Annotated in this window: 11 protein-coding genes; 5 read left to right on the top strand and 6 right to left on the bottom strand. The window is 66.7% G+C overall.

Annotation, left to right across the window (positions count from 1 at the left end):
- Positions 1–9: 9 nt before the first annotated feature.
- The 3 genes from dnaJ (at position 10) to AB0B25_RS17105 (ending at position 3,281) form a co-directional block, all read left to right on the top strand.
- On the top strand, positions 10–1,170 hold the full coding sequence (gene dnaJ, locus AB0B25_RS17115) for a molecular chaperone DnaJ (protein ID WP_357179902.1): 1,161 nt from the start codon (positions 10–12) through the stop codon (positions 1,168–1,170).
- A complete protein-coding gene (locus AB0B25_RS17110; RefSeq protein ID WP_357179899.1) occupies positions 1,170–1,568 on the top strand; it encodes a helix-turn-helix transcriptional regulator in 399 nt (132 codons plus the stop codon). The genes dnaJ and AB0B25_RS17110 overlap by 1 nt, the downstream gene beginning before the upstream one ends.
- 543 nt (positions 1,569–2,111) lie before the next feature.
- A complete protein-coding gene (locus AB0B25_RS17105; protein WP_357179896.1) occupies positions 2,112–3,281 on the top strand; it encodes an FAD-binding oxidoreductase in 1,170 nt (389 codons plus the stop codon).
- A 71-nt stretch (positions 3,282–3,352) separates the two neighbouring features.
- On the opposite strand, the gene AB0B25_RS17100 is transcribed toward AB0B25_RS17105, so the two are convergent.
- From AB0B25_RS17100 to AB0B25_RS17085, 4 genes are all read right to left on the bottom strand, one after another.
- Positions 3,353–4,117 carry an FAD-binding oxidoreductase gene (locus tag AB0B25_RS17100; RefSeq protein WP_357180002.1) on the bottom strand — a complete coding sequence of 255 codons (765 nt, stop codon included), beginning with the start codon at positions 4,115–4,117 and terminating at the stop codon, positions 3,353–3,355.
- Between the two features lie 30 nt (positions 4,118–4,147).
- The gene (locus tag AB0B25_RS17095) at positions 4,148–5,305 is read right to left on the bottom strand and encodes an FAD-binding oxidoreductase (protein WP_357179893.1); all 1,158 of its coding nucleotides are present in this window, start codon (positions 5,303–5,305) and stop codon (positions 4,148–4,150) included.
- A gap of 237 nt (positions 5,306–5,542) precedes the next feature.
- Complete coding sequence (locus tag AB0B25_RS17090) at positions 5,543–6,427, bottom strand: LLM class flavin-dependent oxidoreductase (RefSeq protein WP_357179890.1); 885 nt, start codon at positions 6,425–6,427, stop codon at positions 5,543–5,545.
- A 65-nt stretch (positions 6,428–6,492) separates the two neighbouring features.
- Entirely contained in the window at positions 6,493–7,428 is a 936-nt protein-coding gene (locus tag AB0B25_RS17085; RefSeq protein WP_357179887.1) for an NADP-dependent oxidoreductase, read from the bottom strand.
- A 317-nt stretch (positions 7,429–7,745) separates the two neighbouring features.
- Between AB0B25_RS17085 and clpB the strand changes: the two genes are divergently transcribed.
- Entirely contained in the window at positions 7,746–10,301 is a 2,556-nt protein-coding gene (gene clpB, locus AB0B25_RS17080; protein WP_357179884.1) for an ATP-dependent chaperone ClpB, read from the top strand.
- 130 nt (positions 10,302–10,431) lie between these two features.
- Here clpB and AB0B25_RS17075 read toward each other — a convergent pair whose 3' ends face one another.
- Positions 10,432–10,869 (bottom strand): ankyrin repeat domain-containing protein, encoded by a 438-nt coding sequence (locus AB0B25_RS17075; RefSeq protein ID WP_357179881.1) that lies wholly within the window; start codon positions 10,867–10,869, stop codon positions 10,432–10,434.
- Complete coding sequence (locus tag AB0B25_RS17070; protein ID WP_357179879.1) at positions 10,869–11,465, bottom strand: GH-E family nuclease; 597 nt, start codon at positions 11,463–11,465, stop codon at positions 10,869–10,871. Before AB0B25_RS17070 ends, AB0B25_RS17075 begins: the two co-directional genes overlap by 1 nt.
- A 680-nt stretch (positions 11,466–12,145) precedes the next feature.
- On the opposite strand from AB0B25_RS17070, the gene AB0B25_RS17065 reads away from it, so the two are divergent.
- A complete protein-coding gene (locus tag AB0B25_RS17065) occupies positions 12,146–12,913 on the top strand; it encodes a DUF5666 domain-containing protein (RefSeq protein ID WP_357179876.1) in 768 nt (255 codons plus the stop codon).
- Positions 12,914–13,011: the final 98 nt, after the last annotated feature.

Here is a 13,011-nt window from a genome sequence, read left to right as displayed (position 1 = left end):
AGATGCTCGGTGAGCCAACGGGAGTGGATCGAAAAGGACTTCTACAAGGAGCTGGGCGTTTCCTCCAGCGCCTCGCAGGATGAGATCAAGAAGGCGTACCGCAAACTCGCGCGCGACTTGCACCCGGACGCCAATCCCGGCGATACCAAGGCCGAGGAGCGGTTCAAGACCGTCAGCGAGGCGCATGCCGTGCTGTCGGATCCGGGCAAGCGCAAGGAGTACGACGACACCCGCAAACTCTTCGCGGGTGGCGGCGGTTACGGTCGCGGCGGGTTCACTCCCGGCGCGGGCGGCGGCTTCTCGCAGGAGTTCAACCTCGGGGACATCTTCGGCTCCGCGAACGCGGGCGAGGGTGGCCTCGGCGACCTGCTCGGCGGTCTGTTCAACCGGGGTGGCGGGCGGACCGCGAGCCGCCCCCGCCGCGGCGCCGACGTGGAGACCGAGACGACGCTCGGCTTCCGCGAAGCGGCGCAGGGCGTCACGGTTCCGCTGCGGATGACCAGTCCGGCGCCGTGCACCACCTGTCACGGCAGTGGCGCCAAGCCGGGGACCAGTCCGCGAGTCTGCCCCATCTGCAACGGAACCGGCATCGTCAGCCGCAACCAGGGTGCGTTCGGCTTCAGCGAGCCGTGCGACGACTGCCGGGGGACCGGCTCGATCATCGATGATCCCTGCGTCGACTGCCACGGCAGTGGTGTCCAGAACCGCACGCGCACCATCACGGTGCGGATTCCTCCGGGAGTCGGTGACGGGCAACGGATTCGGCTGGCCGGTCAAGGCGAGGCGGGGCTGCGCGGTGCGCCGTCCGGTGATCTGTTCGTCACCGTGCACGTCAGCCAGGACAAGGTGTTCGGCCGCAACGGCGACGACCTGACCCTGGTGCTTCCGGTCAGCTACAGTGAATTGGTACTGGGCACAACGGTGTCCGTACCCACACTGGAGGGGCGAGTCGGGGTGAAGGTTCCTCCGGGCACCGCTGAGGGTCGCATCCTGCGGGTGCGCGGCCGCGGTGTACCCAAGCGGGGCGGCGGCTCTGGTGACCTGCTGGTCACCGTCAAGGTCGCGGTGCCACAGAAGCTGGACGACGATGCCACCGAGGCGCTGAAGCGCTACCAGGAGGCGGAGAAGACCAGCGGGTTCGATCCGCGCGCGGGATGGGCAGGTGCGTGATGTCCACTGATCCGAAGAAGGCGTCCGGCGGGGCGCGCGCCGAGTTCTTCATGATCTCGGTGGCGGCCCAGCTCGCCGGCATGCACGCGCAGACCTTGCGCACGTATGACCGGCTCGGGCTGGTGTCGCCGCAACGCACTTCGGGCGGTGGACGGCGCTACTCGACGCGGGACGTAGAGTTGCTGCGCGAAGTGCAGCGGCTGTCCCAGGACGAGGGTGTCAACCTCGCGGGGATCAAGCGCATCATCGAACTGACCAATCAGGTGGAAGAGTTGAGTCAGCGGGTCGGCGAGCTATCGGCCGAGCTGGAGCGGCTGCGGGCGGGCTACCGGCCCGATCTCTCGCCGCCGCAACGCAGCACCGCATTGGTCGTTTGGAAGCCGCGCAACCGGCGCTGAGAATACCGGTACACCCGTAGGGCCCCCGGCCACGGATCGCGACCCGCGATTCGTGGCCGGGGGCTCGCTGCGTTGGGGGACAACGGTGTTTCAGAAGATAGCCGGTGGTAAACCAGAACATGCTACGCGGAAGCCGTGCCAGTTGCGGTATTTCGATGTCGACTCAACCGATGATTGTGAGCGTCGATCCGACGGCGGCTGTGGTGTCGGCTATCCGATGTGTTCTCCGCTCGACTGTTCGAGTGTTGCTTGAGAATCGCTACAACCGACCGACCGGGACGGAATTTCCTAAGCGGGCCTTGTGAATTGAGCGATGATGCGACCGAGTTTCCAGCGGATATCCCGTCTTCCAGTCGGTTTCTATGGCGTGTCTCGATTCAAATCCTCGTTTCCATGGAATTGCACTCGTGATGTTTACGCGGAAGATTCCGTTGCTGGCAAACCTCGTTTACACTTCTTTGGCATCGGCTGCTGTCGAGTGACCCGCAGCATGCACTCGCCGGCACGGTCTGTGTTCGAATGCGAAATGGGGTTGTGACACACATGGATTCGCGCACCATCGCTTTGATCAGAACGACATTCAAGGCGGTTGCTGCGGAGGAAGGGGGGTCGGAGAAACTGGCAAGATCGTTCTACGCGATCTTGTTCACGGACCACCCTCGAGTCCGCGATTTCTTCCCGGCCGCCATGGACGCCCAGCGAGATCGTCTGGTCAAGGCGTTCTCCTATGTGCTGGACCGGCTGGAGGAGCCCAGCAAGCTGCTCCCTTTCCTTGCCCAATTGGGTAGGGACCATCGCAAATACGGCGTGGAAGCCGAGCACTACCTCGCGGTGGCGACTTCGCTGAAAACCGCGGTGCAGGTATTCGCGGGTACCGAGATGTGGACCGATGAGGTCGATCGGGCCTGGGACGAAGGCTTGAAGGTCATCACCGACACGATGATCGGCGCCGCGGAGAAGGAGACGACGCCGTCGGTCTGGACCGGCACCGTCACCGAGCGTCGCGAGGTGCTGCGTAACCTCACCATCGTCCGGCTGCAACTGGACCAGCCCATGCGGTACGCCGCGGGTCAGTACGTGAGCGTGCAGATTCCGTCGCGGCCACGGATGTGGCGTTATCTCTCGCCCGCCGTGCCCGCGAACACCAACGGCGAGATCGAATTCCACATCCGCGGCGTGCTCGGCGGGTGGGTCAGTTCGGCCATCGTCGGGCAGACCGCCGTCGGCGACCAGTGGTTACTCGGTTCGCCGCTCGGCGGTCTCGGCATCCCGCGCAATGCCAAGCGCAAGATGCTGATGATCGGTTGCGGGACCGGCCTCGCGCCGCTGCGCGCACAACTCATGGCAATGGCGCTGCGGCGGATCAACCCGAAGGTGCATTTGTTTGTGGGTGGTCACCATCCGTGTGACCTGTACGACCTGGAGACGCTGAGCAACCTGGCCGTGGCCAACCGCTGGCTGACCGTCACACCGGTCACCGAACTCGACGAAAACCCATGGTGGCATGGCGAACACGACGAGACCGCGCGGCCATGGCCAGGTCTGGAGCCGCGGGTTACCGGCCAGATCGGCAAAATCGTCTCGAGCTTCGGCGCCTGGGCCGACCGCGATGTGCAGATCGTGGGTGCGCCGTCGATGGTGCAAACCACGAAGTTCCGGTTGATGGCGGCCGGAACCCTCGCCAAAAACATCCGGCACGATCCGTTGTATTGAATCGTGACCGGCGGGCCGCAGACCGCGCTCGATGGTCTCGCGCGGTGTGCGTCAGGTGTGGTGCGGCCGGTTCAGATTCCCTCGAATTGGATTCGCTCCGGCGGGGTGCCTATGTCGACAAGCCGTTCGACGGTCGCGCGTGTCATGGCGGGCGACCCGCAGACCAGCACCTGATGGTTGCGGAACGCGCCGTGCGATCCGAGTACGTCGGCGAGTGTTCCGTAGAGCAAGTCGTCGGGTTGAAAGCCGATGTCTACCCTGGACTGCTCGTACCACTCATCGACCCAACCCGGGTCGCTCGGGCTCTCCACCACGGGAACCACCGTGAGCCAGGGCAATTCGCCGGCCAGCAGGCACAGCATGTCCGCGGCGTACAGGTCGCGTGGTGATCGTCCGCCGATGAACAAGTACGTGGGCGGCGGGTCGGTCTTGCGGGCCAACTCGAGGATCTGCGCGCGCATCGGCGCCAATCCCGTTCCGCCCGCGATCATCACTACCTCGTCGCCCTCCGGATCCACCGTGAACGCGCCGAGTGGAGCGCCGATACGCCACTCGTCGCCGGGCTTGGTGTCGGCCACGATCGTGCCGCTGCACCAGCCGCCCGGCACGGTGCGTACGTGGAATTCCAACTTGCCATCCAACGAAGGCGGCAGTGCCGGTGAGAGCCTGCGCCGCACGCCGGGCTGCTGTGGCACCCGCACCTCGACGGACTGACCCGCGGCGAACGGTACGAACTCGCCGATCAGACGGATCACCGCGAGGTCGTGGCGCAGCCGATGATGACCGACGACGGTCGAGGTCCATTCGGGCGCCTGATACGCACCGTTACCGAGCATGCTCGGATCCCCCACCGGGGCCTCCTTCATTCACACAGGGTCGCAACTGATGATCTGCTCCGGCGTACCGACCGCCATGAGCGCGCGCCGGGTGTCCGCGATCATCCGCGCCGACCCGGCGATCTGGATCTGCCGGTCCGCCCACGCGCCGAAGCTCGCGACCACGGCGCCAAGATTACCGATCAAGCGCCGATGCATGCCGTACGGTGCGTCCTGGGGCGGATGCGGATACCACCAGGGGTTGGTCTTCTGCTCGCACACCGGCACGATGGTGAGCCACGGGTTGCTCTGCGAGAGCTGCCACATGTTCTCGACGTCGTACAGATCGCAGGGGTAGCGACCGCCGATGAAGAAGTGCACGCGAGGGTTGATGCCGCGCTGCCCCATTTCGATCAGCTGGGCCCGCAACGGGGCGATGCCGGTGCCCGCGCCGATCATCAGCACGTCACGGCCGCTGTCCCGGTCGACGTGCAATCCACCGAGCGGGGCAGCGATCCGCCACCGGTCGCCGACCCTGGTCTCCTGGACGATCGCGGGGCTGACCCAGCCGCCGCGGATCTTGCGCACGTGGAACTCGATCTCGCCATACGGGTTGGACGGGATCGCGGGCGAGAAGTACCGCCACATCTTCGGTCGCTGTGGCAGCGTGACCGGCAGATACTGCCCGGCCTGGTAGGGAATCGGCTCGTCGGACTGCAGGCGCACGATGGCCAGGTCCTCCAGTACCCGGCGATGGCCGACCACCGTCGCCATCCAGTACGGCCGGGATTTGTCGGAATTGGCGCCGATCGCCATGGACGCGGAGATCAAAATGGTGATGTCGCGCCAGCCTTCTTCCAGGCCGCGGTGCCAGGCCCCGCCGTTGTACGCGCGGAAAGCGGCGAGTAGCGCACGGCCCGCCATGTCGTAGTGCGTTGCTTCGACGCCGTACTTGCGGTGATCGCGGGCGAGCTGCTCGAGGAACTTCTGGGCCCGGTCCCAGTCCTCCAGATGGTCGAGCACGTATTGGATCGCCGTGGCGATGCGTTTGGGCTGCATTTCCATCGCGGGTGGGAACAACTCCCGCAGCCGCGGATCCTCGGCGAACAGATGACCGTAGAACGCACTGACCAACCGCTCGGGTCCGTTCGGCGACTCGATCACCGAACGGAAATTGGCGCGGACCAGCGCAGCCGAACGCGCATCCACGACGCGGAGCTTCCTTTCCCTCAGTTCTGCCCGGAGACTTTATCCGTTACCGGCGGTCCTCCGCCGACAAGTATCCCCGAAAATCCCGTGGTCGTGTGGGTATGGCAGTAAGACCGGACACACGGTAATCGGTGAGCCAGCGGTGCAGGACGCTGGCCTGTTCTGCACGATGCCGCCGACTTGTCGCCCCCGGACGGGTGCGGCATCGCATGCGGCGGAGTAACTCGGTGCAGCCGATCAGCCCCCGCCGCCCAGGCGGACCGCGGGTACGACCTGCTCGGTATAACGACGGATCTGCTCTACGGGTTCCCCCTCGGTCGGCCAGAAGACGAAGCCGTCGACGCGCTGGTCACGGTGTAGTGCGAGCAGATCCTCGACCCACCGTTCGGGCGGACCCTCCAGGAAGCCATTGTCGGAGCCGTCGGCGGTGATCGTCCCGGACACGTTGTATACCCGACGCACCGTCCGCGGGTCCCGACCTGCCGCCGCGGCGGCATCGTCGATCCGCCTACCGGCCGCGGCAAGATACGCCGGCGGCGCCCATGCGGCCGAAGGGAGCCAGCCGTCGGCGAGACGGCCGGTCAGTTCCAGCATGCGCGGGCCTTTGGCGCCCACCCAGATACCGGGGTTGTGCCGCGGTCGAGGGCCTGGGTGCGCTCCGCCGAGCGCGTAGAACTCGCCCGGAACGCGGACCGATCGTTCGTCGCTCCACAGCGCGCGGATCACCGCGATCGCCTCGGCGAGGGCACGCACCGATTCGCCGCGGGTCCGCCGCGGCCCGCCCATTCCCGCGATCGCATCCCAGAACGCGCCCGCGCCGAGGCCGAGCTGGATCCGACCGTTACTGATGATGTCGAGCGAGGCCACCGCTTTCGCGAGCACCGCGGGATTGCGCAGTGGAAGATTCACGACGTCGGGGAACAGGCTCACCCGTGTGGTCTGGGCCGCGAGGGTGGTGATCAGCGTCCAGGTGTCCAGGAACCGGCGTTGGTAAGGGTGGTCCTGGACGCCGATCAGGTCCAGTCCGGAGGCGTCGGCGTAGGCGGTCAGTTCCACGAGCTGCTGGTAGTTGTCGGCCTCCGGGATCAGAAACAGGCCGAATTCGACTGGCCGGGTGCTCATCACACACCTCCGGGCGTTTGCGCGGGAAGTTGCCGTTCACTTGGCGCCGGGTGGCCCGCAAACTCTCAGATGGTGAGCACGGTCTTGCCGCGGGCGCCGGACGCGCCGATGACCGCGGGCCCCTCCGCGAGCGGGACGGTCGCGTCGATCGGCACCACCAGGTCGCCGTCGGCGACGCGCTGCAGGAGCCGAGCCAATTCCGGCGCGCGGGCCGTGGACTCGAGATTGCCGCCCTTGATGTCCCTGGCACGCAACACGTCCTCGTCGGCGGAGCCGATGGTGGAATACACGGTGCCGCCGCCGCGTACCAGCGCGGTGAGGGTGGTGAGCGCCGTCGGCGGGCTCACCAAATCGAACAGGATATCGATACCGTCGGGATATCGGGCGGCGAGCTGGTCACCGATCGGCCCGGCGGTGTAGTCGACGGTCTCGGCGGCGCCGAGTCGGGTCATCCGGTCGGCGCCGGCGCCGCGCGCGGTCGCGATGACGTGTGCGCCCGCGATATTGGCCAGTTGCACGAGGAATGAGCCGACGCCGCCGGTGGCGCCGACGATCAGTACGGTCTGGCCGGGTCGGATCCCGGTGGCGTCCACGAGGTCCTGCGCGGTGCCGCCGGCGGTCGGTAGCGCCGCTGCCGCGGCGGTCGGCACACCGGCCGGAATCGGTACCAGGGTGGCGTCTTCGGGGACCACCGCATACTCGGCGAAGCTGCCGTGGCCGGCGGGCGGCGTGCGGAACTTGCCGACCACCCGGTCGCCGACCGCGAACCGGTGGACGCCGGAACCGAGCGAGTCGATGGCGCCCGCGCCGTCCACCCCGAGGATCATCGGAAAGTCGTGCGGCAGTGTGTCGTTCAGGAAACCGGTAGCCATCCGTTGGTCGAACGGATTTACTCCGGCGGCCGCGAGCTGCACCCGTACGGTGCCCGGTCCGGGTTCGGGCATCGGCATGTCGGCCACCTCTGGCGTCGCTCCGAACTTCCGTACCACGATCGCGCGCATCTGTTCGCTCCTTGATTCGGGCTGAAGAGGGATGCATCACAACTGACGGGCCGTGGTCATCGTAGGCGTCCGGAGGGCGCCGACGGGGCGATTCATCACATTCCACCGGGTCACGGCGTAGCGTTCGACCTGATCAGGCGGCGTGGAATGGACGCATGACCGGCTCGGCCGAGGGGATCGAACTTGAGCGGAACAGACTCAACCTTTCCAGCGTTGGACGGTAAGAACGGCGCCGGGCAATGTGGCGCGAGGACTTCGGTGGATCGGATCGACCGAACGCGCTCGGTGTCGGGAAACGACTAGTAGGAAGGTGACTCGTGGACTCGTTCAATCCCACCACCAAGACTCAGGCGGCCTTGACCGCCGCCCTGCAGGCAGCTTCCGCCGCGGGCAACCCGGAGATTCGTCCGGCGCACTTGCTGGTGGCATTGCTGGATCAGACCGACGGTATCGCGGCGCCGCTGCTGAAGGCGGTCGGCACGGATCCGGCAACCGTGCGGCGCGAGGCGCAGGACATCGTGGACCGGCTGCCGCGGGCGACCGGCGCCACCACCACCCCGCAGCTCGGCCGCGAGGCCCTTGCCGCGATCACGGCGGCCCAGCGCCTCGCGACCGAGCTGGGTGACGAGTATGTCTCCACCGAGCACGTCATGGTCGGTCTCGCCGAGGGCGACTCGGACATGACAATGCTGCTCACCAAGTACGGCGCCACCGCGGATGCGCTGCGGCAGGCGTTCACCTCGGTCCGCGGCAGTGCCCGGGTGACCAGCCCCGATCCGGAGGGTAGCTACCAGGCGCTGGAGAAGTACTCCACCGACCTCACCGAGGCCGCGCGGTCCGGCAAGCTCGATCCGGTGATCGGCCGGGACACCGAAATCCGTCGTGTGGTGCAGGTGCTGAGCCGTCGCACCAAGAACAACCCGGTGCTGATCGGCGAGCCCGGCGTCGGTAAGACCGCGATCGTCGAGGGCCTTGCCCAGCGCATCGTGGCAGGCGATGTCCCGGAGTCGTTGCGCGGCAAATCCGTTGTCTCGCTCGACCTCGGCGCCATGGTCGCGGGCGCGAAGTATCGCGGTGAATTCGAAGAGCGGCTCAAGGCAGTGCTGGAGGACATCAAGAACAGCGCTGGGCAGATCATCACGTTCATCGATGAGCTGCACACCATCGTCGGCGCGGGCGCCACCGGAGAATCGGCGATGGACGCGGGCAATATGATCAAACCGATGCTGGCCCGCGGTGAGTTGCGCATGGTCGGTGCGACCACGCTGGAGGAGTACCGCAAGCACATCGAGAAGGACGCCGCCCTGGAGCGGCGCTTCCAGCAGGTACTGGTCGGTGAACCGTCGGTGGAGGACACCATCGGCATCCTGCGTGGCATCAAGGAGCGCTACGAGGTGCACCACGGTGTGCGGATCACCGACTCCGCGCTGGTAGCGGCGGCGACCCTGTCGGACCGCTACATCACCGCACGGTTCCTGCCGGACAAGGCGATCGATCTGGTCGACGAATCGGCCTCGCGGCTGCGCATGGAGATCGACTCGCGTCCGGTGGAGATCGATGCGGTCGAGCGCGCGGTGCGCCGCCTGGAGATCGAAGAGGTCGCGCTGGGCAAGGAGACCGACGAGGCGTCCAAACAGCGACTGGTCAAGTTGCGTGCCGAACTCGCCGACGCCCGCGAGAAACTCAACCAACTGACGACCCGCTGGCAGAACGAGAAGAGCGCGATCGACCAAGTCCGTGTGCTCAAAGAGGAACTGGACTCGCTGCGCGGGGCGTCCGAGCGCGCTGAGCGCGATGGCGACCTCGGTAAGGCGGCTGAACTGCGCTACGGTCGGATTCCCGCGCTGGAGAAGCAGCTCGCCGAAGCCGAGAGAACATCGGCGGCAGCGGCTGACGGCGAAGTGATGCTCAAGGAGGAGGTCGGTCCGGACGACATCGCCGAGGTGGTGTCCGCGTGGACCGGCATTCCGGTCGGCAAGATGCTCGAGGGGGAGACGCAGAAACTGCTGCGTATGGAGCAGGAACTCGGCCGACGCGTGGTCGGCCAGTCCGAAGCGGTACAGGCGGTTTCCGACGCGACGCGCCGGGCGCGCGCCGGCGTGGCCGATCCGAACCGGCCGACCGGTTCGTTCATGTTCGTCGGCCCGACCGGCGTCGGCAAGACCGAGTTGGCCAAGGCATTGGCGGACTTCCTGTTCGACGACGAACGCGCCATGGTCCGGATCGACATGAGCGAATACAGCGAGAAGCACGCGGTCGCCCGGTTGGTCGGCGCGCCGCCCGGCTACGTCGGGTACGACCAGGGTGGCCAGCTCACCGAGGCGGTGCGCCGCCGGCCGTACACCGTGGTGCTGTTCGACGAGATCGAGAAGGCGCACCCTGATGTGTTCGACATCCTGTTGCAGGTGCTCGACGAGGGCAGGCTCACCGACGGACAAGGTCGCACGGTGGACTTCCGCAACACCATCCTCATCCTGACCTCCAACCTGGGTGCTGGCGGCGATCGCGAGTTGATCATGAACGCAGTGCGTTCGGCGTTCAAGCCGGAATTTCTCAATCGCCTCGACGACGTGGTCATGTTCCACGCGCTCGACGAGGAGCAGTTGGAGAGCATCGTCGACATTCAACTCGACCAGCTGCAGAAGCGGCTGTCGCAGCGCAGACTGAAGCTGGACGTCAGCGATTCGGCCAGATTCTGGCTGGCCGTACGCGGTTACGATCCCGTCTACGGCGCCCGCCCGCTGCGCAGGCTGATCCAGCAGGCCATCGGCGACACCCTCGCCAAGGAACTGCTCGGCGGCGAAGTCGGCGACGGCGACACGGTGAAGGTGACCGTCAGCCCCGGCGGCGAAGGCCTGATCGTCGGGCGATGAGACTGGCGCAGGTGTGTTCTGCGCCTTCGCCGTTCACCCCCCGGTACGGGTGATCGTTCCGCGGCTGCTGGGCGCGCAGGGCCGCCGTGCTTCGAATAGGTGCTCGAAGCACGGCGGCCGACTGGTCGGATCAGTCTGCGAGATCGGCGAAGGCATCCTTCAGCCACCGCGGACCGTCGACCCGACGGACGTACCTGAGCGGACTGGATCCGTTGGCGGATTTCTTGCGCGGATCCGCGCCCCGCTCGCGAAGCAGCCGGACAGTCTGTTCGCCGGACCACGCGCTGGTGACCGCCGTGAGAAGCGGGGTGCGTCCGGAACTGTCGCGAGCATCGATATCGGCGCCCGCATCCAGGAGCAGGCGAAGCACCTCGGGGTTGTCGTACTGCGCGGCCAGGTGCAAGGGAGTGTGACCGTCGCGGTCGCGATCGCTGGGGTCCTGTCCGCGTCTGAGCAGTTGCGCGACCAGTTCCGGATTTTCGTCAGCCGCGGCGTAGTGCAACGCGATTCGGCCGAACTCGTCGCGGGTCGTGTCCGTCGACCTGCCCGACTTCGCCGACTCGTTCATCAGCTCTCCCGTGCCAGTTCGTGTCGGTGGCTCTGGTTGCCCGGCGCGTCCTCGATACGATAAAACCTGGGTTGGTTCACATGGGCGACAAGTTCGTCCCACGTCCAATCCTTCCCCTCTCTTCCCCGAGTTCGATGAAAGTCACGAATATCCTTCTTGGCGCTCTCGCGTATGCGATGCCATTCGTGACCGGGCATATGGCCGACGTTCGGTCGGCTGTCCACCGGGAACCGCCAGCCTTCCGGATCGAGGAAGTACCAGCCCCGTTCGTCCTGAGGTAGTTGCGTAATCCGTGGGTTGTCATAGCGGCCGCTGACCGGGACCAATACGTTCTCGTCGGTCGCGCTGACGAAGAATTCCCGCCCATCCACTGTGTGCTTGCGCGTCGATTCGCGCACCGCCTGCACAGTCGTTTTCGTCAGTGCCGGCCGTTCGTTGCGCCGCAGGCGCAACTCGGTGTCGCTCAGCCCGCCGTGAAACCATGGATCGTTCTCCAGCAAGGTGGTTATCGAGCCGCGACCTTCCAAAATCGGCGATGCGGCGGCGGCAGGCGCGCGCTCGTTCATGTCGAACCCGATCGGGTCCGCATTGTCCACATCCGCCTGCGGCCACGCTCTTGCCGCCTGACCCGCCCCACCGGCGACGTCGCGAATCGGGTCCTCGACTCCGATTCGAACCGCCTTCCTGCTGCGCTCCACCGTCGTCGCCGCTACCTCTCGGAACATGCGGACCAGGGCGTCGTCCCATATCACCATCTCGGAGGGAAGCGGAAGAGCCGATCGAAATCCTCGTTACCTGGAGCGGCGGCGCAGGCTTTCGATTCATCAGGAGCGCGTGCGAGAGAACTGTCGGCCGGGCGCGGGGAGGCGTGGTCAGCCGGGGCGGAACCGAACCGGTCGGTGCTGGTATCCCGCGGTGGCGTGCCGATCGAGGACAACTGTCTCGCGGCGCCGGGCATGACCGAATTTTACCCGGGCGGGTCTGGTCTGGTCAGGCCCCAATAAGCCGCGGCTACTACGGAATTCGTCGAGTGCCCACGTATTCACGCAGCTCGACCGCATCCCTGCCGCGGCGTCCGCGCGGTACCGCCGAGGCGCTATCCACACGGGAGCAAGGCTTTTCGAAGGGGCCGCCCGCGAGCCTCGGGAACGCCCACCCCCGAGCAGGTGTGGCACGTGCGTCGATCCAGCCGAGGACGCGGTGTCTCGAAGGCATGAGGTTTCCGACACGCCGCGCTGTGGGCCAGGCAAAACGTGCAGAGCCTACCCTGGAGGTCATGACCAACCCGAACGATCCGTGGGGACAGCGGCCGGATGATGCCCCGACCGAGCACCTGGGTCCGCCGGGCGAGTCCGGGTACGGTGACCCGCTGCGTACCACGGCGTACACCGAGCCGTACAGCACCGGCGCGCCTTCGGACTATCCCGCGACGGCGCAGTACGGGACGTGGGCGCCGCCGGGGCCGAACGCCACCCGCGAGATTCCGCCCTACGACGCGCACTGGGCTGGCTACCAGACCGGTTACGGCGACAGCTCGGCGGCGCCGCCCGACGCGGCCGCGCCGTATATCGGCCAACCGCCGCGACCGCCGCGGCGCAACACCGGGCTGTTGATCGCACTCGGCATCGGTGTCGTGCTGTTGATCGGCGCGATCGGCGTGGTGGCCGGTGCGTTGCTCGGCGGCCGTGATTCGTCCCCGACGAACACCGCGGGCGCCTCCTCGGCGCCGACCACGAGCCGGACGGCGCCCGGTGCCCGTACTGGTAAGCCGAGCGTGCCCGGCCTCGGCAATGCCGATGGGCTCGGGGCGACCATGGGGACCATCGCCGCCAACGACGGGGGGACACTGACAGTCAGCGCGATGACCGGCAGCATCATTACCGTGCGCACCGACTCGAACACCACGGTGATCGCGATGTCGGGTGCCAAGGTATCCGATCTGGCCACCGGTGAGATCGTGCTCATCCAGGGCGACAAGGCCGCGGACGGGTCCATTCAGGCGAAGATCATCGTCAGTGTATCGATGCCGGGAGGCGGACGATGAGCGACCCGACGCGTCACGATCAGCTGCTACCGGAGAGCTGCCCCGCCTTCGCTCGGCCCGGCGCGGGGCCAATGACGGACTATGTCCGGCTGCTCCTA

This window comes from Nocardia sp. NPDC049190 (assembly GCF_040648115.1).
GTDB lineage: Bacteria > Actinomycetota > Actinomycetes > Mycobacteriales > Mycobacteriaceae > Nocardia.
Note: the sequence above shows the minus strand (reverse complement) of the source record. Positions and strands in the feature narration are given on the sequence as shown.

Bases quoted from the DNA above. Each gene is read 5' to 3' on its own strand.
- AB0B25_RS17110 (WP_357179899.1), top strand. From the start codon at position 1,170: ATGTCCACTGATCCGAAGAAGGCGTCCGGCGGGGCGCGCGCCGAGTTC.
- AB0B25_RS17105 (WP_357179896.1), top strand. From the start codon at position 2,112: ATGGATTCGCGCACCATCGCTTTGATCAGAACGACATTCAAGGCGGTT.
- AB0B25_RS17100 (WP_357180002.1), bottom strand. From the start codon at position 4,117: ATGCTCGGTAACGGTGCGTATCAGGCGCCCGAATGGACCTCGACCGTC.
- AB0B25_RS17090 (WP_357179890.1), bottom strand. From the start codon at position 6,427: ATGAGCACCCGGCCAGTCGAATTCGGCCTGTTTCTGATCCCGGAGGCC.
- AB0B25_RS17085 (WP_357179887.1), bottom strand. From the start codon at position 7,428: ATGCGCGCGATCGTGGTACGGAAGTTCGGAGCGACGCCAGAGGTGGCC.
- AB0B25_RS17075 (WP_357179881.1), bottom strand. From the start codon at position 10,869: ATGAACGAGTCGGCGAAGTCGGGCAGGTCGACGGACACGACCCGCGAC.
- AB0B25_RS17065 (WP_357179876.1), top strand. From the start codon at position 12,146: ATGACCAACCCGAACGATCCGTGGGGACAGCGGCCGGATGATGCCCCG.